This is a genomic window from Methylocystis borbori (assembly GCF_036576025.1).
In the GTDB taxonomy this organism is placed as follows: Bacteria; Pseudomonadota; Alphaproteobacteria; order Rhizobiales; family Beijerinckiaceae; genus Methylocystis; species Methylocystis borbori.
This window is the reverse complement of record NZ_JAZHYN010000020.1, coordinates 35455-57513: the sequence shown is the minus strand read 5'-3', so window position 1 is coordinate 57513 and position 22059 is coordinate 35455. Positions and strand designations below refer to the sequence as shown.

Here is a 22059-nt window from a genome sequence, read left to right as displayed (position 1 = left end):
ACGCCGCCTTCATGGGCGGCGGCCCCGCCGCGGCCGTCGCCGCGCTCGCGCCCGCGCCTCTCGCGCTCGTCGCGACCGGACAGAGCGATCTGCTTCCGCCCGCGATCAGGGTCACGACCGGCTCGAAGGACAGTTTTCTCTTCGCCGACGAGATCGACAATCCCGCCAATCTGATGTCGGGGGCGACCGACCTCGCCTTCGTCATCGTCTTCGTCTATCCGCTCGTCATTCTGGCGATGGCCTTCAACCTGCTCGCGGGCGAGCGCGAGCAGGGGACGATGGCGATGACGCTTGCCTCGGCGCGCCGGCCCGGCGCCGCGCTCGCCGGCAAATTGGCCGCGCGCGTCGGCGCGCCGATCCTCGCGACGCTTTTCGCCGTCGCCGCCGGCGTCCTCATTTTCGGCGGCGCCGAGCGGCTCGCTTCGCCGGGCCTTGGCGCGCTGCTTATCGTGATTTTGCTCTATGGGCTGTTCTGGGCGGCGCTCGCCGCCGCCGTCGACGGGCTGGGCCGCAGCTCCGCCTTCAACGCGCTGACGCTGATCGGCGCCTGGGTCGCGATCGTCATGATCGCGCCCGCCGCGATCAACAGCCTCGCCGCCTTCGCCCATCCCGCGCCCTCGCGCATCGACATGGTGCTGGCGGCGCGCGCCGCTTCGACCGACGCCGACAAGGCGCGCGACGCTTCGCTCGCCCGCTACGCCGACGAGCATGGCGGCGGCAAGCCGGCGGGCGGCTCGCAGGAGATGACGCTGCGCCGTCTCGCGACGCAGGAGGCGGCGTTTCAGCGCGTCGAGGCGATCGTCGCCGAACATGACGCGCAACTCGCCCGCCAGCGCCGCCTCTCGGACAGGCTCGGCTATCTCTCGCCCGCCTATCTGACCTTTCAGGCGATGGCCGATATCGCCGGCTCCGGCGAGACGCGCTACCGCGCCTTTCTCGACCGCGTGCGCGACTTCCATGTCGATTGGCGCGAGTTCTTCCTGTCGCGCGCCAAGGCCGGCGCATCGCTGACGGCGCAGGATTACGCGGCGATGCCGAAATTCACCCAGGCCGACGAAGAGCTGGTGGGGCGCCCCCCGGCCGGCCTCGCCAGCCCGCTCATCGGGGTGGCGTTTCCCGCGCTGCTTCTGGCCGCATTCGGCGTCTTCGGCTATCGCCGCGCTGCGCCGCGATAAGCGGCACCATCAGTAGCGGCTCAGTTTGAATTTTGGCTTGCCTTAGCGGTCGCACGCCAGGTGGACGACGAATGGCTTGATTTGACCCGATGCCCACATCGAACGGCTGGTTACCTCGGGGACACGCTACCGGCCGTGATCAACTCCGTCCTTGAGAGGGAATGGCCCGAGGGTATAAATTTCAGTACCAGCCAATCGGTCGCGAATTGAGATCAAAAGAAAGCTTCCCATGCATCGCGTCGTTAAAAGCCATCTCGATGACTTCGAGAAGAAAAACTCTGTTAGTGATCAGGAAGCAAAGCAATTTGAGGCATTTCTAAATTATGTTGTGTTTCGTCAGCACTGTGCAGAGCATATAGACCCGAGAGATTTGGTCTACGCGGGCGATGACCCTGGGCTTGACGGCGTTATGGTCTTTATCGATGACTCGTATGTATCGTCTATCGAGGAAGTCGAAGAGGCCATGACCGGCCGGAAACGAGATGCGGATGTTGTCATCGTCTTTACGCAATCGAAAACTTCTGATTCTTGGTCTAAGGCTGAGATAAATACATTCGAATCGGCTATTAGTGACTTCCTTGCTGAAAAATCAGAGTATCCGCAGAGCGATTATATTAAGAATGCGCGCGAGGTCTTCGACGGCGTACTGAAGCACGTCGGCAAAATCCGCGATGGCAAACCCGAGGTCCAGGCATTCTTTGCAACAACCGCGCGAGCTTCGGAAGATAGGGAAATTCTCGCGGCCCGACAGGCCATAAAAGCCGTGCTGGAAAACACTGGTTATTTCAGCAATATCGAGGTCATCCTCGTTAACCGCGACAGTATCGTGGAGATGTGGAAAGCCGCGGAGGGCCAGGTTGAGGCGACGCTTCGGGTGCTGGGCAGCGCGGCCTTTCCTCGCAGTCCGGGCATTGAGGAAGGTTATGCGGTTACCGTGAAAGCGAAGGACTTCATCGATCAGATTCTTGTCGACAAGAATGGTCGCCTGCGTCCGCGCATCTTCGAGGAGAATGTTCGCGATTTTCTCGGGCTTAAAGGGGACGTCAACAAGGAGATGGCGGAGACCATCGCCGACCCGATTAAGCAAAAGCGATTTGGGGTTCTCAACAACGGCATCACCATGATCTCACCCGATGTGCGCGTCGGCGGTTTGGAGATATTTATCCGAGACTTTCAGATCGTGAATGGATGCCAGACATCGAACGTACTTTTCGAGAACCGGGAAAAAATAGGCGACGACGCGACGATCATGCTCAAATTGATCGAGACGTCGGACCCAGGTGTGGTCGATGACATTGTTCGCTCAACCAATCGCCAGGCAAAAGTTGACGAGGAACAGTTTCTTGCCACCCTCGATGCGGTCAAAGCTCTTGAACGCTATTTTGAGGCGCGCGGTGCCGATGACGAATTCCGTCTCTATTTCGAGCGTCGGCAGAACCAATTTTCGCATGATGAGAACGTCAAGGCGATTCGTGTCTTTGATATTAAGGAGTTGGCACGATGCGTTGCTGCGATGTTTCTCGATAAGCCGGATGTTGCCAGCCGCTATCCTAACAGGCTGACAGGCGAGATGAGATCGCTGGTCTTCAATTCAGCCTATCTGGAAGAAGTATATCATGTCGCCGCCTATACTTTATACCGAATTAAGCTTTTGATTAGCAATAAACGCATTGACCAACGTTATTCCAAATTGAGGTGGCATATAATGTTAGCTATCAAATATTATGTTTGTGGCGATGCTATCCCTCAACTGAGCTCGCCCAAGATCAAGAAGCTCTGCACGGCGATTGAGACATTTATGAGCACAGCCGACGACGAGACTGTAAGGATCATCAAGGATCTGTGTGCCGAAGTTTTCGATATGGAAGATCTCACCCGCGACAAGTTGAAGGGCAGCAACTTGGCGAACGAAGTAAAGTTGAAAGCGCTTGCCTTCCGTAACGCAAACCCACCGAAAGTGGGCGGAAGTCCTGCCCTCTCTCCTGCCGGATTGGGCAAATCCTGCGAGCCCTGAATGAGCATAACGCTCCCCGGCGTTCCGTCCACCCAAAACCGAATTCAAACCGAGATACCACCTCCTACCAGCGCGGTTGCGTCTTAGGCCAAATGTCGGCATGTAGGGCGCGAATTTACCCGCGCCTGAGGGGCGCCTCGACTTCCGGACAAGAGAGAATGACCGCAGCCGTCGCGACGAAACTTGCAGCCGCCGATTGGACGAGTGACGCGAAAGAGGCGCTCGCCGCCGTCGAGGCGCTTTATCAGGACGCGCTGGCGAGCTTGCGCGCGCGTGTCTCGCGGGACGGCAAGATCGCCAACGACCTGTTCGAAGCCGACCAGCACGCCGCCCACGGCCTCGCCTGGCTCGCGACCTATGTGCAGGGCCTGCGCGAACTCATCGACTACGCCGAGCGGCTCTCGGCGGAGGGGGCCTATGGCGAGACCGAGGAACTCCTGAACCAGATCGGCTTCGCCGAATTCCTCGCCCAGGTCTATGGCGGCATTCCGATGAGCCAGGGCGAGATCGTCCGGCTCACGGACTTCGGGCTGACGAGCCAGCAGATCGCCGCGCGGCGCCCCACTTGCGTCGATCGGCTGATCCTTTCGGGCAATACGCCCGCGAACCGCGCCCGCCTCGCCGAGCTCATCGACCATCACGCCGCGGCGGAGACCATCGGCGCCTCGGGCCTCGACGAGACGCTGGAAGCCATCCGCAGCGAGATGCGCAAATTCGCGGCCGACAATGTCGTCCCCCATGCGCATGAATGGCATCTGAAGAACGACTATATCCCGCTCGAAGTGATTTCCGGCCTCGCCGAGCTTGGCGTCTTCGGCCTGACGATCCCCGAGGAATATGGCGGCTCAGGCATGGGCAAGATCGCCATGTGCGTCGTCTCCGAGGAATTGTCGCGCGCCTATATCGGCGTCGGCTCGCTCGGCACCCGCTCGGAGATCGCGGGCGAACTCATTCTCGTCGGCGGGACGCAGGCGCAGAAGGAGAAATATCTGCCGCAGATCGCTGTGGGCGAAATCCTGCCGACCGCCGTCTTCACCGAGCCCAACAACGGCTCTGATCTTGCCGGTCTGCGCACCCGCGCGACGCAGGAGGACGGCGTCTATAAGGTCTTCGGCAACAAGACCTGGATCACCCATCCGGTGCGCGCCGATCTGATGACGCTGCTCGTGCGCACCAATCCGGGTGAGAAGGGCTATAAGGGCCTCTCCATGCTGCTCGCCGAAAAGCCGCGCGGAACCGACAGCGATCCTTTTCCCGCGAAGGGCATGACCGGCGGCGAGATCGAAGTGCTCGGCTATCGCGGCATGAAGGAGTTCGAGATCGGCTTCGACAATTTCGAAGTTCCGGCGGAAAACCTGCTCGGCGGCGAGGAGGGCAAGGGCTTCAAACAGCTCATGGAGACATTCGAGTCGGCGCGCATCCAGACGGCGGCGCGCGCGCTCGGCGTCGCGCAATGCGCGCTGGATCTTGGCCTGCGCTACGCCAAGGAGCGCATCCAGTTCGGCAAGCCGCTCTTCTCCTTCCCGCGCGTCTTCAACAAGATCGTCTCCATGGCGATCGAGATTCACATCGCCCGCCAGATCACCTATTTCGCCGCGCGCGAGAAGGACGAGGGCAAGCGCTGCGACCTCGAGGCCGGCATGGCGAAGCTGCTCGGAGCGCGTGTCGCCTGGGCGGCGGCGGACAACGCCCTGCAAATCCATGGCGGCAACGGCTTCGCGCTCGAATATCCGGTCTCGCGCGTGCTGTGCGACGCCCGCATCCTCAATATTTTCGAGGGGGCGGCGGAGATTCAGGCGCAGGTCATCGCGCGGAGGCTGCTGGAGGGATAGCCGGCGCCGACGAGCGGCGTCGAGTTCGGATCGCCATGAAATGCCTCTCGTTTTTCGTCAAAACGGTTTCCGTTTCTTTTTCTATTCCAACGAGGGCAGTCCGCGCGAAGCGGCCCATGTGCACGTTCGAAAGGGGGAAGGCGACGCCAAGTTCTGGCTCGCCCCAGTCGCTCTCGCCTATAGCGATGGCTTTGATGCGCGGACCTTGCGCCTATTGGAGAAAATCGTCCAAGATCGCGCGGCGTTCATAGAGAGGGCGTGGCATGAGCATTTCGGCTAAATCGCTGCGTTTCGACCAAGACAACATGTGGGTCGAACTCTCCGACGGGCGCACGCTCGGGGTTCCGCTCGCCTGGTTCCCGCGTCTTCTGCATGCTTCTCCAGCGCAACGACTCGGCTATGAGATCAGCCGCAAGGGGCTGCACTGGAGCGAACTGGACGAAGATATCTCCATCGATGGCCTGCTCGCCGGCCGTGGCGATGCGACTCGCCAGAAGCCTGTCGCCGCGGAGTAAGGCGACTGACGCTTGGGCTTTAGTTAAAGAAAGTTAAGGCGGCGCGCCTTGCGGGCCGCTTTTTTCTGAATTGTTGCGCAACATTTTTCGGCGCGAGATTTGCTTCTTCTCCGGGGCCGCACGCCAAATCCGGCTTGTGTCAATCCTTCGGCAAACACTGGCGAAATGCCGCAGGCGCGTTGCGTTGACGCGGAATATGCTGCGGCGCACAATTCTCGCCACGATGATGCGCTAGAGGATTGCGGCGCTGGCGGCGGAATTGGCGGGCGGCCCTGTCCTGCGGCGCGAAGGAGGTCACATGGAAGCGATCAAACAATGGTTGCAGGATTGGTCGGACGCCTGCGAATACGCCAAGGAGTGCTGGCCGGATTTCTCGACCTTGCCGTCCATAGGCCTCGGCGAGCCCTATACGGCGCTGTTGAGCGTCGCCGGACTCTGCATCCTTATCTGGGCCTGGAATGAGAGAGCCCTTCGCCGCGACCACGCGCGGCGGCTTGCGAACCCGGCGCCCGTCGGCGGCGAATCCGACGCAGCGCTCGGCGTGATGAAAGCTGACGGCTCAGCGGAGCGGAAACTCGCCGCCTGACATATCGGGCGCGGCGTTTTTTAGCGATCCGCCATGCTCAAGGCGGCGAATAGCCACGTTGCCTTTCTTGTGCGAATGACCACCTGTAGGGCGGCTTTTTCACAGAGAGAGGCGATAATGAGCGAAATTTCCGTCGGCAACGGCGCCTGGGTCCTGGTCGGCGACGGGCGGCGCGCCCTGTTCTTTCAAAACCACGGCGACGCCGAGCTTCTCGATCTGCGGATCGTGGAGACGCGTATAGACGACAATCCCTCGACGCGCGAACAAGGCTCGGACAAGCCTGGCCGCAGCTTCGCCTCCAAGGGCGGCGTGCGCAGCGCGGTCGAGGACTCCGACTGGCATGAGCTGGAGGAAGAGCGCTTCGCCCGCGCCATGGCGGATCGAATCAATCACGCCGCCGAGTCGGGCGAATTGAGCCAGATCGTCATCGTCGCCCCGCCGCGTACGCTCGGCGACATCCGCAAGGAGCTCTCGCACAAGGCGCAGGGCAAGGTCGTCGGCGAACTCGCGAAGGATTTGACGCGCCATCCGCTCAAGGACATCGAAAAGGCTCTGGCCAGAACGACTTCTTGACGCTAGATCACGCTGCGTTTAGGCGGAGCCGCCCAAACGCAGATGACGTGATCGATTCCAAAAACTTAGAGCGCGCTGGACGCGAAAAACCGGCGTCCACTTTTTCGCGAGCCGCGCTCTAACGCCAGACCGAAAAGACAGGGGGACGCCTTTCGGCTTCCCCCTGCGCAAGTCGGAGACCGTTCGTCCCAGCCCCGTCTCCGACGCTCGCTTATTGGCGAGCGCCGCCATCATGCCGCAGTTTGGTTGAGATGTCCCTAGGATTGTCCACAATTACGCGCCGCGTCGCATTGCGGCCGCAAAATTGGCGGACGGAAGCGATTGGCTGCGTTCCGGGACGTTGCCGAACCATTCATTTCATCTCGACCATGGCGGACGCATGGCTGCCCAGCGCATCGCTCTTCTCATCGCGCTCTTTCTTGGGGCGAGCTCCCTTGCCGCCTGCGCCGCGAGGCCGCACGGCTCGCTCATCGCGACGCATCAGGCGCCGCCCGGCGCGAGCGTCGTCGATCTCCTCGTCGTCACGACGCGCAGTCCCGATGGGGTCGAGCCCGGCGTGATGTTTTCGGGCGAGCGCGGTTCGTCCATCTCTTTCGCGGACATCGCCGTCTCCATTCCGCCGGACGCCAATCGCAGGGTTGGAGAGGTGCAATGGCCGGAAGGGCCGACGCCGGACCCCTCGCGTCAATTTACGGTCGTCGAGGCCTCGGTGCTGAACCGCGAGGCGGCCATCGCCGCCTTCAACGCGCGCATCCGCAAGACGCCCCTGCGGCAGGTCCTCGTCTTCGTCCATGGCTTCAACACGCGCTTCGAAGAGGCGGTCTATCGCTTCGCGCAGATCGTGCATGACTCGGAGGCCCGCGTGACGCCGGTGCTCTTCACCTGGCCGTCGCGCGGCCGCTTGCTGCAATATGGCTATGATCACGAAAGCGCGAGCTTTTCCCGCGACGCTTTGGAGAATCTGCTGCAGGCCCTGCAGCGCGATCCCAATGTCGGCGAAATCTCCATCCTCGCCCATTCCATGGGAAATTGGGTGACGCTCGAGGCCCTGCGCCAGATGGCGATCCGCGACCGGGGCCTCGCGCCGAAAATCCGCAATGTCATGCTCGCCGCGCCGGACGTCGATTTCGACGTGTTTCGCCGCCAGATCGTGCAGATCGGCGCGCGGCCGTCGATCTTCACGCTTTTCGCCTCGCGCGAGGATGAGGCGCTCGCGGCCTCGCGCAAATTTTGGGGCAATACCCGGGTTGGCGCGGTCGACCCCAATGTCGAGCCTTACAGGGATGTGCTGGACGAAGATCGCATCAAGGTCGTTGATCTGACCACGATCGCCTCCAGCGACCCCCTCGGGCACAGCACATTCGCCTCCTCGCCGCAGGTCGTGCGCTCCATCGGCGTCCGGCTCGCGCAGGGCCAGCCGCTCAAGGACGGCCAGGCGGGCGTCGGCGACCGCCTCGGCCTCATGACCGCGGGGGCGGTTTCGGCGGCGGGCGAGGTCGCCGGCGCCGCCGTCTCGGCGCCTTTCGCCGTGGTCGATCCTGTCGCGCGCGAAAACCTGGGCGAGCGGCTCAACGCCGCCGGCGGCCGTCTCGATCCGCAATATTAACCGACGTCCACTTCTATGGTGCGGCGCAAAATAATTTGCGGCTGGACAGATTTTGGACGTTCTGTTGCGCCAATGTGACAGCCAGCGACGCCGAAGCTCAGTAGGGTGCCGGTGTCGATGGCGAGCATAGAAGGGACTTTATTCGCAATGTCGTATCCGCGTCAGCTTCTCGCCTCCACGGCGGTCGCCTTCGCTCTGTCGTCTGCCCTGTTCCAGTCGGCCGCATCGGCTGCGGAGCCTTCCTGGTGGAAGGCGCCGCTCGAGCCCGGTTTCACGCAGGGGCCGGCCGTCGACGGAGTCAACGGCAAGCTCGAGGGATTCGGAGGCTGGTCGGATTGGCGGGGCTATGGCCGGCTCGCCAATGTCTCGGCGGGCGGTTTGGGCTCGTTCACCGCGCCGCTCGGCAAGAGCTTCGGCGTGCAGCTCGACGGCATCGCGGCCAGCCATCGCGGCTTCTTCCTCGGCGGCGGGGCCGGCCATTTATTCTGGCGCGATCCCGGCGTCGGCCTTCTTGGCGCCTATGGCGGATTCCTCCATAACAATCGCTTGAACGACAGCCGCTATCGCGTCGGCGCCGAGGGCGCGGCCTATTACGGGCCTTTCACTGTGACGGGCGTCGCCGGCTATGAGGACGGAGCGTCGCATTTCACGCCGCTCGGTTTCGGCCCGAATTTCTTCGCCTATCAATGGTCGCCGTCGCGCGGCCGCTTCTTCGACATGATCGATATCAGCGTTTATCCGACCTACAACATCAAGCTCTCGGTCGGCCATCGTTATGTCGGGAGCCTGCACGCCGCCGCGCTCGGCGGCGAGTCGCTGATCTGGAACCTCGGCAATACGGCGGTCACCGGCTTCGTCGAGGGCCGCGTCGGCGAAAACGACTATAAGGCGATCTGGGGCGGCGTGCGCGTCTATTTCGGCCAGAACGACAAGACGCTCATCAGCCGCCATCGCGAGGACGATCCGCCGAACTGGCTGAAGGACGACATGTTCGCCTCGCAGAACGCCGTGCGCAACGGCGCGATTCCGCTGCCGCAGGCCGCCTCGGCGCCCCCGCCGCCGCCCTGATCCATCGACGCTGGCGGAGGATTCTTCCTTCCTAGAAGGGAGCGCTCTTCGCCGCCGCGACATAGGCGTCGGCGTCCTCCGGCAGCAGCAGCCGCTCCTTGACGAGCTTATTGGCGACGATTCGCATGGTCGCGACGAAATAGGCGCGCGAGCCATAGCGCTCATTGAGCGAGGGGCGCGGATCGGCGCTTTTTTCGCGCGCGGCCTTGTCGGGAGCGAAGGGGATCGCCGCGCCGGCGACGCAATCCGGCGCAACCTTGTCCTTCTCCTTTTCTTTCTCTTTTTCTTTCCTGGCGTTGAAGCCGGTGAACGTCGCGATCGGCAGCGCATGGTCCGGCAGGCGCAGGCCGGAAAGCTCATTGCCGTCGGCGTCGATCCGGGGAACGTCGCGCGCCGCTTCGGGAGCGCGCTGCGAAGAAGTGGAGTCGCGCTTTTCGCTTAAGGCGCGCTCTCCATTTTTTGAATCGATCGCTTTATCTACGTTTAGGCGATCTGGCGGCGCGGGAAATCCCGCGACTTTCGGCCATTTGAGGTCGCCCGCCTTGGCGAGCTCGGCTGCGGTCGGCGCGCGCGACGGCGGCGGGACGAGGCCTTTCGCCGTCCAGTCGTCGAGCGCGACGAGGAGCGCGCGCATGGCGGGGGCAATCGCGCGCGTATTAACGGGGGCGGCGCAATTGTCGGGCGAGACCGCCGCGGCCGTCCCCGCGAGATAAAAGCTTCGCTTGGTCGCGGGCTCGGCGCCCACCGGCGCCGCGCGCGGGACCGCGCGCCAATAGGCGTCGGCGCCCCATGTCTCGATGACCCGCGTGGGCGGGGCGGGAAACCGGCTGGCGTCATGCAGCAGCAGGCCGTCGAAAGCCGCGCCTGCCATCGCGTCGGCGTCCTTGCCCTGCGCGCTGCCGAGGACGCGCTTCATTTTGAGCGCGCCGCGAATATGCGTCACGAGATCGCGTAAGGCAGGCTCCTTGGCCTTGTCCGGGAGCTTAGCGAGATCGAGCGTCAGCGCCGCGAGGCCGCGTTGGAGCGCAAGCGCCTTGAGGTCGTCGCCCGACTGCGCCTCGATCAGAATCGCCTTGGCGCCGCCCTGCGGCTTTGCCGGCTTCGAAAGAGTTCCCGCAATATCGTATGAGATTCCGTCGATCTTGACGATCGCGGACACCGCTTCATTCGCGCCGTCGGCGCGCGTTTCGAATTTCAGAAGCTCGGCATGGGCCGCGCCGGCGCCCGCCAGCGACGCGATCAGCGCGAGGCCTTCAGCCCGCGATGCGCGCGTCGTCTTTTTCGATCCAGCTCGCGATTTTGCGAAGATCGGCGAGAAAGCCTCGCCATGCTTGGCGTTTATCCGACTCATCCTTCAAGCGTAGCAGAGAGGAGGGGTGAACGGTGGCCAGGAATTGCGCGCCGTCCTCAAGCTCGATGAATTCGCCGCGCAGACGCGACACGGCTTCCGAGCGGCCGAGCGCGCCGCGGATCGCTGTCGCGCCGAGCGCCACGATCAACCCGGGACGGAGCAAAGCCCGTTCGCGATCGAGCCACCAACGGCAAGCGTCGATCTCGCCGGCGTCGGGCTTCTTGTGCAGACGGCGCTTGCCGCGCGGTTCGAATTTGAAATGTTTCACCGCATTGGTGACGAAGCATATCTCGCGCGCGACGCCTGCGCGCGCCAGCGCAATGTCGAGCAGCTTGCCGGCGGGTCCGACGAAAGGGCGCCCCGCCAAATCTTCCTGATCTCCGGGCTGCTCGCCAATGAGCATCACGCGCGCCTGCGGCGGTCCTTCTCCGGGCACGACCTGAGTGGCGTTTTTATAAAGCGGACAGCGGGCGCAGCCGACCTCCTCCTCAGCGAGCGCCGCAAGGGTTTCGGCCTCAATCATGGCCGACTTGTCCAGGGCCGGGGCGGCGCCGCGCCGCGCGTAGCGCGACGGTCGCGTCGGCGGAGCCGCGACCATTTGCGACGACCGCGCGGCGGCGTCGCGGATGAGCGGCGCGATGAGCGGCGCTTCCGGCAAATTGCGCCAATATTTCTTCGGCATCTGCGCGGTCATGGCTTTCACTTTCAGGCGCGAAGGATTGAAGATCGAGGAGAAGTAAACGCGCCATTCGCGTTCAAGTTCGTCGTGGCTGGGCGCATCGCTGCGCGTCGCGCCATCGCCGATCGTCAAGGTTGCGCCATCCCAATGCGCGCTGCCGCGCGGGCAGAGGATCGACCAGCGCATGTTCGCGAAGCGTTTGACGAAGAAAGGCGCGACGGCCGAGACGATATGATGGTCGGGCTCGAACCAGGCGACGAAGGCCTCCTCGCCGTCTGGCGCCAACACCCGGCGAAAGCGTATGAAGGCTTTCATTTTATGGATGTCGCGGCGAACCGCCTTGGCGAAAATGTGCGCGCGCGCGACCTGCGGATCGCAATCGATCTGCAGAAGATTTGGCGTGCGCCGCACGCGCCATAAAAGCGTATAGAGGAGCGCGAAACGCTCGCGATCGTTATGAAGTGCGGCGCTCCGCGCGAGCTCGATGAAAGGTTGGGGAAGAGGCGTTGAACGAACCATACGTTCGCCAACGCGCGCTGACGCCGCGAAGAGGTCGGCGGAGGCGCCGACCGACCAGATAATGTCCTCGGGTCGCATCGTCGAGCGCAGCGCGTCGGCCGCCTGCGCCAAAAATCCCTCGACATCGTCGTCGCGCATAAGCGCCAGGTGAACCTGTCGCATGCCGCGACTTTCATTGAGGGCCGCGACAGAGACCTCAGGCGGCGAAGAGATCGAGCTGGCGGGGCGCATGAATGAGCTTTTCGCGCGGGCGCGCTTGATCGAGCAGCCGAGTGGGACGCCAGTCGGCGGCGATGATGAAAGGCCGCACCTTGTCCAGCGATTGCACGAGACGGCCGAGATCGATGAGGTTGAGCGTTGTGAAGCGCCGCGAGCGAATAATGCGGTCGACGCCGCGCGCGCCAAGACCGGGCACGCGCAGCAACGCCTCCTTCGGCGCGCGATTGACGTCGACAGGGAATCGCGCGCGGTTGGCGAGCGCCCATGCGAGCTTTGGATCGACCTCTAGATCGAGCATGCCGTCCGAAGTCGCCGCGTCGATTTCATCGAGCGCGAAGCCGTAATTGCGAAGGAGCCAATCGGCCTGATAGAGCCGATGTTCGCGCATAAGCGGCGGCGCCGCCGGCGGCAACGCTTGCGCGGCGTCGGGGATTGGCGAGAAGGCTGAATAATAGACGCGCCGCAAGCGGAAGCTCGCATAGAGCGTCGCGCTCATGGAAAGAATATCCATATCGTGCGCGCCGTCCGCGCCGACGATCATTTGCGTCGACTGACCGGAAGGCGCAAAGGCGGGCGCTTTGCTATTTTTCTTGCGCTCTTCCCGATGCCCGTCGATTGCGGCCCGCAGCCGGCCCATGGATTTCTTGATGTTCCCCAGCCGCTTTTGCGGCGCGAGCCGCGACAGGCTGGCCGCGCTCGGCAATTCGACATTGATCGACAGACGATCGGCGTAGCGTCCCGCTTCTTCGATCAGTCCCTGATCGGCTTCGGGGATGGTCTTGAGATGGATGTAACCGCGAAAATCATGATCGAGGCGTAAAGTCTTTGCGATGCGCGTCATCGCCTCCATCGTGTCGTTGGGAGAGCGGATAACGCCGGAAGAGAGAAACAGCCCTTCGATATAGTTGCGCTTGTAGAAATCGAGCGTGAGGGAAACGACCTCTTCCACCGAGAAGCGCGCGCGGCGCACGTTTGAAGAGACGCGGTTGACGCAATAGGCGCAGTCGAAGACGCAAAAGTTCGTCATCAAAATTTTGAGCAGCGAGATGCAGCGGCCATCCGGCGCATAGGCATGGCAAATGCCCGAGCCATTGGTCGAGCCGACGCCTTTGCCGCCGATCGAATCCCCGTTTCGATCCGCCGCTCGAGGCGCAGGAGGCGTCGTATTTCGCCGCATCGGCGAGGATTGCGAGCTTTTCGGTCAGCGTGAGCATCAGTCCGGCTCTGAATTATGTTCCTTATTTGTTCTAGAGCAAACGGACGCAAATTTCAACGCGTGGAGGCGTCGGACTTGCGATTGGCCCGCAAAGCGAAGCAATCGCGGACAAATCGCGGCTCCTCAACCGCTCGTCGGCTTGGGCTTATCGGACGAGCGCTCAGCTTGAGGCGGGACCGAGGAACGAATCGCGTGACGTTTTTCCCGCAGCGCCGATCAAAGCGTCTTCAAATATTCGAGCAGCGCGCGCTTTTCCCCGTCGCTCAACGCCGTTCCATAGTCATGGCCGCAATGGCTGACGCCGGAGCCTCTGTTGCAATCCGTTTTCATCAGGAAAGTCGACTTGGGCTGCTCGACCGCCAAGCCCACAGTGGAAATGTCATAGGCAGGACCGACCTTGAAATCCGCGACGCGCGACTGCGGCGGCTTCAAAAGCTCGGCGAGCGAGGGGGCCGAGGCGTTGTGCAGATAGGGCGCCGCCGCCCAGATCCCTTCCAGGACGCGGGCTTCATATTTGATTTTGCCTTCCGTCTCCGGCGCGCGGCGGCAGGCCCAGCGTCCGGCCCCGGGCGTGCCCGGGATTTTATAGACGCCCTTCAGTTCTTCGATCAGCGGCTGCAAAATCGCCAGCGCCACATCGGCCTTCTTGCGCTCGAGCGCGTTCACCGTGACCGGAATGAAGTGCTGCAGGATTGCGCCGCGCACCGCGGTCGCCAGCACCGAGACCGGCGCATCTTTCCTGTCGAGCGGCTGCGACACGAAGGGAATGAAGGCGCCCGTCAGCGCGCCGGTGTCGACCTTCCAGTCCGGCGCGAAATATTGATATTCGCGCGCGTCGGTGCCGACGTCTTGAACAGGGGTGCACCAAGTGTCCGGATTGAGCAGGCGCGGCTGCCCGCGATCGATTCCGTGGCAATCCGCGCATCCGCCCTCTTCATAGGGACGCTCGTAGATCAGCTTGCCTTGCGCGGCGAGCGTCATGTCGACGGGCCATGGCCATTTCGGCGGACCAATCCGCTCGACCAGCCGCTCCAAATCGATCAGCCCTTTAAAGTCGACCGAATTGGCCTTAACGTAATTGAAGCCGAGAAGATGCGAGGCGTCCTTCTCCGGGAAGAATTCGCCGAAGACGCCGTAGACCTGTCCGACGTTTCTAGCCATGGCCAGAATGCGGTCGCCATTATCGGCGAAGCCGGGCCATTGCGTATGGTCTTGCCGCGGCGCGTTCCAAAGGAAAGGCGGCCGCACGGGCGCGTCCGCCTTCCGGATATTTTCCACAATGAGATGCGTCGGCCCCGGTCCGATATCGAGGCCGGTCACCCGGTTGAGGATCATGCCGACGGCGTCGATGCGCCCGGCGCCCCAAGGCTTGTCCTTGGGCAGGCCCTTGTCGGTGATCGCATGGTGGCGCGCATACCAAAGCTCTGCCTCGGCGCGCAGCTTGACTTCCTTCTGGGGGTCGTAGCCGCTCCCGAGAACCGCCTTGGCGAATTCCAAAAAGGCCGTCGGCTCGCCGAGAATTTTGCTCACCGCCGTGTCGAGATCGGCCCAGAGCGTTCCTATGTCGGCGAGCGCCGGGCCGCCGTCGATGCGATAGGATTTGCCCTCGACCTCGATCTGCCGCGTATGGCACGCGGAGCAGGTCGGCCCCAGGACGCCGTCGGCCACGACGAAACCGACCGGCAGCCCCGGCGTCGCGCTCTCGGGATTGGCGAGATAGCCGTAACGAACGAGTCCGTCCGCGAGGAAGGGTTGGCCGTCGGCCTGTTTCAGCGCTTTGATCCAGTCCCAGGGGATAAGGCGCGAGCCCTGGCTCAAACTATAGAAATCGTTCCAGGCCTGTTCGTCCCAGAGGGCGGCGCCTGGAATGGAAGATTTCTGCTCGAGCCGCTCGAACGCCATCGGGCGGGAAATGGGCGCGCTTGCGATGAAAAAGATAGTTGCAAGCGCAGCGGCGCGGAGAGTTTTCGTGGCGCTCATCTCAAATCTTCTCAATAAATTGCAGTTGCAAACGGCTCGACGCCGACAGTGGCGAAGCCGCGGCCCTCGCGCCGCGTCAAACTCGATGATTGCCCATAGGGTGTCAATACTCCGAATTGATGACGGCTTAGAGCTTCGCCATGAAATTGGCGAAGGCGAGCGAGCCTTCCGGCCAGGGGCCATGGCCGCTATCGGCGTTGATATGGCCGCTCGCGCCGGCGTCGATAAATTGCGCGCCGATATCCTGCGCGAGTTGGCGCGTGAAGAGCAGATCGGCGTATGGGTCGTCGCTGCTGCCGACCATCGCCGCCGGAAAGGGAAGCCGCGCGCGGGGGATCGGCAGAAAGGCCTTGTCGACGGACGGCAGCTCGCGGATCGCGGCTTCGGAAGGCGGCGCGACGAGAAAGGCGCCGGCGATGCGCTCGCCGACGCGATGCGCCGCATGCAGCGTCGCAACGACGCCGAGCGAATGCGCGACGATGACGACCGGGCGCGCGCTCGCCATGACTTCGCGCGCGATCGTCTCTTCCCATTCGATGCGCTTCGGGTTCTCGAAGTCGCGCTGGACCACGCGGCGCGCGGTGGAGAGCTTCGCCTGCCAGCGGCTCTGCCAATGTTCCGGGCCGGAGCCGGAGAGGCCCGGAACAATGAGAATGTCGGCTTCGGCGGCGCGCATCAGGCGGTTTCGCGCGCCACAAAAGCGCCCTTGAGCGCGTCCTCGATGAGCTTGCGCGTCTCCGCGACGCCGTAAAGCGCGATGAAGGAGCCAAAGCGCGGGCCCTTCTTCTCGCCGAGCAGGACTTCATAGAGCATGTTGAAGAAATCATTGGAGACGCCGGGACGCTCGGGCGTCGCGCCCTTGGCGTTGAAATCCTGATAGCGCGGCGCGGCGCGGCCGACGTCGTAAAGCGCCGCCTGAATCTCTTCGGCGCTCGCGCCCGCGGGAAGGGCGCAGAGAGTCTCGTCGATCTTGCGCAAGACCTCGCGCTCTGTCTCGTCGGCGGCGCGATAGCTCTTCGCCGGCTTCACGAAGTCACGGAAATAGGCGACGGCGTAGCCGACGAGCTTGTCGAGCCGCGGATGGTTTTCGGGCGTCACGGTGGGCGCATAGCGGTGCAGAAAGCCCCAAAGCACCGCCGGGTCCTCGGCGTTGGCCACAGTGGCGAGGTTTAGCAACATGGCGAAGGAGACGCTGGTCCCTTTCGCCTCGCCCGTGTGTACAAGTACTTCCGCTTCCGGCGGCTCTCCGGCGTGAATATGCCAGACCGGATTGCCGAGACGATTTTTCCAGTCCTGGCGCGGATAGGCGTCGAGGAAAGAGAGGTAATCGTCGACCGCGCGCGGGATCACGTCGAAATAGAGCCGCTTCGCCGCGGTCGGCTTCTGATACATGAATTGCGCGAGGCTCTCGGGGCTGGCGTAGGTGAGCCATTCCTCGATGGTGAGCCCATTGCCCTTCGACTTCGAAATCTTCTGGCCCTTCTCGTCGAGGAAGAGCTCGTAATTGAAGCCTTCCGGCGCCCGCCCGCCGAGCGCGCGCACGATCGCGCCCGAGAGCTTCACCGAGTCGATGAGGTCCTTGCCGGCCATTTCGTAATCGACGCCGAGCGCATACCAGCGCATGGCCCAGTCGGGCTTCCATTGCAGCTTGCAATGGCCGCCGGTGACGGGCGTCGTGAATTTCTCGCCCGTGTCGGGGTCGGTCCAGGAGATGGTTCCGGCTTGCGCGTCATAGCCGTCGAGCGCCACCTGCATGACGATGCCGGTCTTGGGATGTACGGGTAAAAACGGCGAATAGGTCGCGGCGCGCTCCTCGCGAAAGCTCGGCAGCATGATCTCCATCACCGCATCGTAGCGGGCGAGCATGTGCTTCAAGGCCGCGTCGAAACGCCCGCTCTTGTAATATTCGGTCGATGACGCGAACTCATATTCGAAGCCGAAGGCGTCGAGAAAGGCGCGCAGCCGCGCGTTGTTATGCGCGCCGAAGCTTTCATGCGTGCCGAACGGGTCCGGCACCTGCGTTAAGGGTTTGCCGAGATGCGCCGCCACCAGCTCCTTATTGGGGATATTGTCGGGAACCTTACGCAGCCCGTCCATGTCGTCGGAGAAGGCGAGCAGGCGCGTCGCGACCTTGCCTTCGGTCATGACCTCGAAGGCGCGGCGCACCATGCTCGTGCGCGCGACCTCGCCGAAAGTGCCGATATGCGGCAGGCCCGAGGGGCCATAGCCGGTCTCGAACAGCACATTCTTCTGGCCGCTCGCCTCGATCCTTTTGACGAGCTTTCGCGCCTCCTCGAAAGGCCAGGCGGGCGAAACGCGCGCGGCGTCGACGAGTTCGGACGACAATTGGAGCGGTGCGGACATGGGCCTTTGACGTTCGTGACTCTTGCGGGAAGCGCGGCACAGTAGGGAGCGCGGCCAGGAGCGTCAACGCGGAAGCGGGCGGCGCCTAACGCAATGGGGGTGAAAGACGGTCATCCTCGCCCTCATCCTGATTATCTGGCTCATAATGCGAAAACCTCATCCTGAGGAGCCGCGAAGCGGCGTCTCGAAGGATGCTCCAGAGGCGGGATTCTCGGCGTTCCCACCCCTCGAGACGCGCCCTTCAGGCGCTCCTCAGGGTGAGGAAACAGATTATGAGCCAGACCCTGAGGAAACCTTCGCCCGATCGCCTAGGGGGCCTATCGAAAGCGCGCGACCGTTGCGCGCCGTCAATAGACAATGACGGAAGGCGCGCTAAGCTCGACAATCCATTTGATTCATGTTTGGCCGGTGACGATCGCAAGGAGAAGGGCGAATTGAGCGGGGCCGCCTCCCTTGGCAGAAATTGTCGCCGCCAAGTCGCGGCGCTTGCGGCCTGCGCCTTTCTCGCCTCGGCGGGGCCGGCCTTCGCCGATGACTCTTTCGTCTCCCTCGCCAAGCAGAAGTCGCTGACCGACACGCCTGACGGCCCCAAGGAGCAGTTGCGCAAGTTCGGGATCGACGTCGACGTCTGGATCACCCAATTTTATCAAGGCATCCCCGCCGGCGCGCTCGACCGGACCGCCCGTTATGGCGGCAAGATGGACGGGTTTCTCCGCCTCGACGGCGAAAAGCTCGGCCTCTGGCAGGGCCTCAAATTCAACGCGCAATATGAGCATTACTTCGGCCGTAATGTGAACCGGCAGGATCTGGCGCTGGTGCCGGTCAACGCCGCTCAGGCCTTCATCGAGCGCGACGGCTATCATTCGGCGCTCTCGATGAGCGTCACCCAGGAGCTCGGCGAGCATCTGTCGGTGACCGCCGGGAAATTCAACATGATGACGCTCGCCTCGCAAACGCCGCTCGTCGGCGGCGGCGGGATCGACACGTTCATGAACCGGGCCTTTGCGCTTCCCTCGACCGGCATTGGCGTCAGCTCGCCCGAAAGCGTCGCCGACCGCCTGATCGTCGCGCCGCCCTATCTCCTGGGCGCGGTCGTGGCGCTCAAAACCTCGCTGGTCGATCTCAAGCTGATGGTCGCCGATCCGCGCAACGCCCAGCAGCCGCGCGTGATCGAACGGCCCTTCGAGCGGGGCGTCGGCGCCGGCGTCGTCGCGACCGTGCCCGTCGAGCTTGGCGGGCTGCGCGGATTCCACACGTTCCGCGTCGCCTATAGCAACGCCCGCGGCTTCGATCTCGACGATTCGGGAGAAAGGCGGCCGCTCGTGGCGCGCCTTCTCGGGATCACGAAAAAGGGCTTTCGCTTCGCCTCCTACGCCATTCAGCAATATTTTCAGCAGAGCGAAGCCGATCCCAATGTCGGCTGGGGCCTCTTCACGCTGGCGACGCTCTCCGACGGCAATCCCAACCCCATCAGATGGAGCATGCTGGTCGGTCTTGCGGGAAATAATCTGACGCCCGGGCGGGAAGACGATCGCTGGGGCGTCGGTTTCTATCATTATGGCTTGAGCCAGCCCCTGCTGGATGGGCTGGAGGCGCGGCGCATCACTCGGCGCAGCGAAGGCGGCGTCGAGACTTTCTACAATTTCGCCGTCACGCGCTGGCTGCGCCTTTCCGGCGATCTGCAGATCATCGACCCCTGGAATCCGCGCAGGGCGCGGGCGAGCTATCTCGGCCTGCGCCTGCAGACGAAGTTCTAAACAATGGCGCAAACAAAAAGGCGAAGATGTTCGTTTCCGAACGATCCTCGCCTCAAGGCCAGCCCTATTGGCCTTAATCCGGGTGCGCGACTCTCGGCGTTAATTCGCGCAGGAGACGCTACGCATATAACGGACACGACCTTTCTCGTCAGCCTTCGGCGTAATGACGAGCGTGCAGTCTTCATCCTCGGCGCCATAGGCGCGCCCCACACGGATTGCCGGTCCACGCGCCAGCGGGCGCAGGCCGTCGTCGTTAAGGCTCACTGCGGCTTGGACAGCAGCGGCCACAGATTCGCCCTTGAGACCAGTTGGCGCCGACGGCGCGGCTGCGACAGCAGCAACCACGCAGGTGGCGACGGTCAATCCAAGGATAATCCGCGACGTACGGCTTGCGAAAGTGCTTTCGCGTGAAACGGCCATGATTTAGGGCTCCCCATAAGGGTGAACGGGAATTTTGCCCTGCTCGCTACTCAAACGCTGCAAGCCTGGACGCTTCCTCTTGTTGCGGGGGGAAAACGCGGTCGCTGCCGAATAGTTCCGCCAACGCCAAAATATTTTCACAAATGGCCTTAAAAGCGCCTTAACGCTCAGGAGCGGAAGTCACGCTTTGACGGAAAGCGTAGCGTTTTCGTCAAGAACGATCTCGCTCCAGACGCGCGATGAGGCTCGACGTGTCCCAGCGCCGGCCGCCCATTTTCTCGACCTCGGCGTAAAATTGGTCGACGAGCGCGGCGACCGGCAGGCGCGCGCCGTTGCGCCGCGCCTCCGCGAGGCAGATGGCGAGGTCCTTGCGCATCCATTCGACCGCGAAGCCGAAGTCGAACTCGCCAGCCAGCATTGTTTTCGTGCGATTCTCCATCTGCCAGCTCTGCGCCGCGCCATTCTTCAGAAGGTCCATGACGGCTTCGGCGTCGAGGCCGGCGCTTCTGGCGAAATGCAGCGCCTCGGCGAGCCCCTGAACGAGGCCGGCGATGGCGATCTGATTGACCATCTTGGTCAATTGCCCCGCGCCCGGCGGCCCCATCAGCCGGCAGGCGCGCGCATAGGACGCGATGACGGGCTCGGCCTTGGCGAAAATTTCGGGATCGCCGCCGCACATCACCGTGAGCTGGCCGTTCTCCGCGCCCGCCTGGCCGCCCGAGATCGGCGCGTCGATAAAGCCGACGCCGCGTCCGGCCGCTTCGGCGTGAAGCTCCCGGGCGATCTGCGCCGAGGCGGTCGTATGGTCGACGAAGACCGCGCCCGGCGCCATGCCGGCGAAGGCGCCCTCGTCGCCGAGGGCCACCGCGCGCAGATCGTCGTCATTGCCGACGCAGGAGAAGGTGAAAGCGGCGCCCTGTGCGGCTTCGGCGGGGGTCGGCGCCCACTCGGCGTTATGCGCCGCCGCGAATTTTTCCGCCTTCGCGGTCGTGCGATTATAGACAGTGACTCGATGGCCGTTTCGGGCCAAATGCCCAGCCATGGGAAAGCCCATGACGCCCAGGCCCAGAAAAGCGACGGATTTGGGCTCCATCGCTCAGCCGCCGGTCATGCTCATGTGACGCGAGACGGCGGATGCCGGCGCGGCGCGGTCGATGACGAAGTCATGGCCCTTCGGCTTGCGCAGAATGGCCGTCTCGATCGCCTCATGGAGCAGCGCGTCGCCAGCGCTGGCGCGCAGCGGCGCGCGGAGATCCGCGGCGTCCTCCTGGCCGAGGCACATATAAAGCGTTCCCGTGCAGGTGACGCGCACCCGGTTGCAGCTTTCGCAGAAATTATGGGTGAGCGGCGTGATGAAACCGACGCGCCCGCCGGTCTCCCGCGCGCGCATGTAGCGCGCCGGGCCGCCGGTGCGGTAGTCGATCTCGTCGAGCGTGAAGGCCTCGCCGAGCCGCTCGCGCACGACATGCATGGGCAGATATTGATCGACCCTGGCGGGGCCATCGAGTTCGCCGAGCGGCATCACCTCGATGAAAGTCATGTCCATGCCGCGCGCATGGGCGAAGCGGACGAGCGGGACGAATTCGTCCTCATTGACGCCCTTGAGCGCCATGGCGTTGAGCTTGACCTTGAGTCCCGCCGCGAGCCCGGCGTCCACGCCCGCGAGCACCCGGTCGAGTTCGCCGGTGCGGGTGAGCGCGCGAAAGCGTTCGGCGTCCAGCGTATCGAGCGAGACGTTGACGCGCTCGACGCCGCAATCGGCCAGCTCCCGCGCGAAGCGCGACAGCTGCGCGCCATTGGTCGTGAGCGTCAGCTCGTCGAGCGCGCCGGAGACGAGATGGCGCGAGAGCGCCCGAAAGAGCTTCATCACGTCATGGCGCACGAGCGGCTCGCCGCCGGTGATGCGCAGCTTGCGCGTGCCGCGCGCGACGAAGGCGGCGCAGAGCCGGTCGAGCTCTTCGAGCGTCAGCAGGTCCTGGCGCGGCAGAAACCGCATATGTTCCGCCATGCAATAGACGCAGCGGAAATCGCAGCGGTCGGTCACGGAGACGCGCACATAGGAGATCGCCCGGCCGAAAGCGTCGATCAGCGGAGCCGGCGCGGCGACGGCGGGCGTTTTGGCGTGCGCGTTCATTTATCTCGCTTTGGGCGGGCGAACTCCCGCCCGCTTCACTTTCATATATTG

The 22059-nt window shown here is 63.4% G+C and carries 18 protein-coding genes and 1 pseudogene; 10 read left to right on the top strand and 9 right to left on the bottom strand.

Going from position 1 to position 22059, the window contains the following annotated elements:
• The 9 genes from V3H18_RS08760 to V3H18_RS08720 form a co-directional block, all read left to right on the top strand.
• Positions 1-1175, top strand: a 1175-nt coding sequence (locus V3H18_RS08760) for an ABC transporter permease (protein ID WP_332081638.1), incomplete at its 5' end; no start/stop codon positions are given.
• A gap of 229 nt (positions 1176-1404) precedes the next feature.
• Positions 1405-3189 carry an AIPR family protein gene (locus tag V3H18_RS08755; RefSeq protein WP_332081637.1) on the top strand — a complete coding sequence of 595 codons (1785 nt, stop codon included), beginning with the start codon at positions 1405-1407 and terminating at the stop codon, positions 3187-3189.
• A 158-nt stretch (positions 3190-3347) separates the two neighbouring features.
• On the top strand, positions 3348-5021 hold the full coding sequence (locus V3H18_RS08750; protein WP_332081636.1) for an acyl-CoA dehydrogenase family protein: 1674 nt from the start codon (positions 3348-3350) through the stop codon (positions 5019-5021).
• Positions 5022-5061: 40 nt separating this feature from the next.
• Positions 5062-5301, top strand: a complete 240-nt coding sequence (locus V3H18_RS08745; protein ID WP_332081635.1) for a DUF4160 domain-containing protein — start codon at positions 5062-5064, stop codon at positions 5299-5301.
• Positions 5285-5536 (top strand): DUF2442 domain-containing protein, encoded by a 252-nt coding sequence (locus tag V3H18_RS08740; RefSeq protein ID WP_332081634.1) that lies wholly within the window; start codon positions 5285-5287, stop codon positions 5534-5536. Before V3H18_RS08745 ends, V3H18_RS08740 begins: the two co-directional genes overlap by 17 nt.
• A gap of 298 nt (positions 5537-5834) precedes the next feature.
• Positions 5835-6122 (top strand): hypothetical protein, encoded by a 288-nt coding sequence (locus tag V3H18_RS08735; RefSeq protein WP_332081633.1) that lies wholly within the window; start codon positions 5835-5837, stop codon positions 6120-6122.
• A 117-nt stretch (positions 6123-6239) separates the two neighbouring features.
• The gene (locus tag V3H18_RS08730; RefSeq protein ID WP_332081632.1) at positions 6240-6695 is read left to right on the top strand and encodes a host attachment family protein; all 456 of its coding nucleotides are present in this window, start codon (positions 6240-6242) and stop codon (positions 6693-6695) included.
• Between the two features lie 379 nt (positions 6696-7074).
• The gene (locus tag V3H18_RS08725; RefSeq protein ID WP_332081631.1) at positions 7075-8301 is read left to right on the top strand and encodes an alpha/beta hydrolase; all 1227 of its coding nucleotides are present in this window, start codon (positions 7075-7077) and stop codon (positions 8299-8301) included.
• 147 nt (positions 8302-8448) lie between these two features.
• Complete coding sequence (locus V3H18_RS08720) at positions 8449-9369, top strand: hypothetical protein (RefSeq protein ID WP_332081630.1); 921 nt, start codon at positions 8449-8451, stop codon at positions 9367-9369.
• Between the two features lie 31 nt (positions 9370-9400).
• Here the strand turns inward: V3H18_RS08720 and V3H18_RS08715 are convergent, their stop codons facing one another.
• The 6 genes and pseudogenes from V3H18_RS08715 to V3H18_RS08690 form a co-directional block, all read right to left on the bottom strand.
• Entirely contained in the window at positions 9401-10720 is a 1320-nt protein-coding gene (locus V3H18_RS08715) for an alpha/beta hydrolase domain-containing protein (protein ID WP_332081629.1), read from the bottom strand.
• Positions 10623-12080, bottom strand: a complete 1458-nt coding sequence (locus V3H18_RS08710; protein WP_332081628.1) for a UdgX family uracil-DNA binding protein — start codon at positions 12078-12080, stop codon at positions 10623-10625. The genes V3H18_RS08715 and V3H18_RS08710 overlap by 98 nt, the downstream gene beginning before the upstream one ends.
• A 34-nt stretch (positions 12081-12114) precedes the next feature.
• Positions 12115-13354 (bottom strand): annotated as a pseudogene (locus V3H18_RS08705) (putative DNA modification/repair radical SAM protein).
• Between the two features lie 215 nt (positions 13355-13569).
• Positions 13570-15333 (bottom strand): di-heme-cytochrome C peroxidase, encoded by a 1764-nt coding sequence (locus tag V3H18_RS08700; protein ID WP_332081627.1) that lies wholly within the window; start codon positions 15331-15333, stop codon positions 13570-13572.
• A 127-nt stretch (positions 15334-15460) separates the two neighbouring features.
• Entirely contained in the window at positions 15461-16009 is a 549-nt protein-coding gene (locus tag V3H18_RS08695; protein WP_332081626.1) for an RBBP9/YdeN family alpha/beta hydrolase, read from the bottom strand.
• Positions 16009-17697, bottom strand: coding sequence for a lysine--tRNA ligase (locus V3H18_RS08690; protein WP_332081625.1), 1689 nt, complete (start codon positions 17695-17697; stop codon positions 16009-16011). The genes V3H18_RS08695 and V3H18_RS08690 overlap by 1 nt, the downstream gene beginning before the upstream one ends.
• A 434-nt stretch (positions 17698-18131) precedes the next feature.
• On the opposite strand from V3H18_RS08690, the gene V3H18_RS08685 reads away from it, so the two are divergent.
• Positions 18132-19454, top strand: a complete 1323-nt coding sequence (locus V3H18_RS08685) for a carbohydrate porin (protein ID WP_332081624.1) — start codon at positions 18132-18134, stop codon at positions 19452-19454.
• Between the two features lie 99 nt (positions 19455-19553).
• On the opposite strand, the gene V3H18_RS08680 is transcribed toward V3H18_RS08685, so the two are convergent.
• The 3 genes from V3H18_RS08680 to moaA form a co-directional block, all read right to left on the bottom strand.
• Positions 19554-19874: a hypothetical protein gene (locus tag V3H18_RS08680; RefSeq protein ID WP_332081623.1), complete on the bottom strand. Its 321-nt coding sequence runs from the start codon at positions 19872-19874 to the stop codon at positions 19554-19556.
• Positions 19875-20085: 211 nt separating this feature from the next.
• Complete coding sequence (locus V3H18_RS08675; RefSeq protein ID WP_332081622.1) at positions 20086-20967, bottom strand: NAD(P)-dependent oxidoreductase; 882 nt, start codon at positions 20965-20967, stop codon at positions 20086-20088.
• A 3-nt stretch (positions 20968-20970) separates the two neighbouring features.
• Entirely contained in the window at positions 20971-22008 is a 1038-nt protein-coding gene (gene moaA / locus V3H18_RS08670; RefSeq protein ID WP_332081621.1) for a GTP 3',8-cyclase MoaA, read from the bottom strand.
• Positions 22009-22059 lie beyond the last annotated feature (51 nt).

Excerpts from the sequence above, each read along its gene's own strand:
- V3H18_RS08690 (WP_332081625.1), bottom strand. The coding sequence starts at position 17,697 with ATGTCCGCACCGCTCCAATTGTCGTCCGAACTCGTCGACGCCGCGCGC.
- V3H18_RS08720 (WP_332081630.1), top strand. The coding sequence starts at position 8,449 with ATGTCGTATCCGCGTCAGCTTCTCGCCTCCACGGCGGTCGCCTTCGCT.
- V3H18_RS08730 (WP_332081632.1), top strand. The coding sequence starts at position 6,240 with ATGAGCGAAATTTCCGTCGGCAACGGCGCCTGGGTCCTGGTCGGCGAC.
- V3H18_RS08725 (WP_332081631.1), top strand. The coding sequence starts at position 7,075 with ATGGCTGCCCAGCGCATCGCTCTTCTCATCGCGCTCTTTCTTGGGGCG.
- V3H18_RS08710 (WP_332081628.1), bottom strand. The coding sequence starts at position 12,080 with ATGCGACAGGTTCACCTGGCGCTTATGCGCGACGACGATGTCGAGGGA.
- V3H18_RS08675 (WP_332081622.1), bottom strand. The coding sequence starts at position 20,967 with ATGGAGCCCAAATCCGTCGCTTTTCTGGGCCTGGGCGTCATGGGCTTT.
- moaA (WP_332081621.1), bottom strand. The coding sequence starts at position 22,008 with ATGAACGCGCACGCCAAAACGCCCGCCGTCGCCGCGCCGGCTCCGCTG.
- V3H18_RS08695 (WP_332081626.1), bottom strand. The coding sequence starts at position 16,009 with ATGCGCGCCGCCGAAGCCGACATTCTCATTGTTCCGGGCCTCTCCGGC.
- V3H18_RS08735 (WP_332081633.1), top strand. The coding sequence starts at position 5,835 with ATGGAAGCGATCAAACAATGGTTGCAGGATTGGTCGGACGCCTGCGAA.
- V3H18_RS08700 (WP_332081627.1), bottom strand. The coding sequence starts at position 15,333 with ATGAGCGCCACGAAAACTCTCCGCGCCGCTGCGCTTGCAACTATCTTT.
- V3H18_RS08740 (WP_332081634.1), top strand. The coding sequence starts at position 5,285 with ATGAGCATTTCGGCTAAATCGCTGCGTTTCGACCAAGACAACATGTGG.
- V3H18_RS08680 (WP_332081623.1), bottom strand. The coding sequence starts at position 19,874 with ATGGCCGTTTCACGCGAAAGCACTTTCGCAAGCCGTACGTCGCGGATT.
- V3H18_RS08715 (WP_332081629.1), bottom strand. The coding sequence starts at position 10,720 with ATGAGTCGGATAAACGCCAAGCATGGCGAGGCTTTCTCGCCGATCTTC.
- V3H18_RS08750 (WP_332081636.1), top strand. The coding sequence starts at position 3,348 with ATGACCGCAGCCGTCGCGACGAAACTTGCAGCCGCCGATTGGACGAGT.
- V3H18_RS08745 (WP_332081635.1), top strand. The coding sequence starts at position 5,062 with ATGCCTCTCGTTTTTCGTCAAAACGGTTTCCGTTTCTTTTTCTATTCC.
- V3H18_RS08755 (WP_332081637.1), top strand. The coding sequence starts at position 1,405 with ATGCATCGCGTCGTTAAAAGCCATCTCGATGACTTCGAGAAGAAAAAC.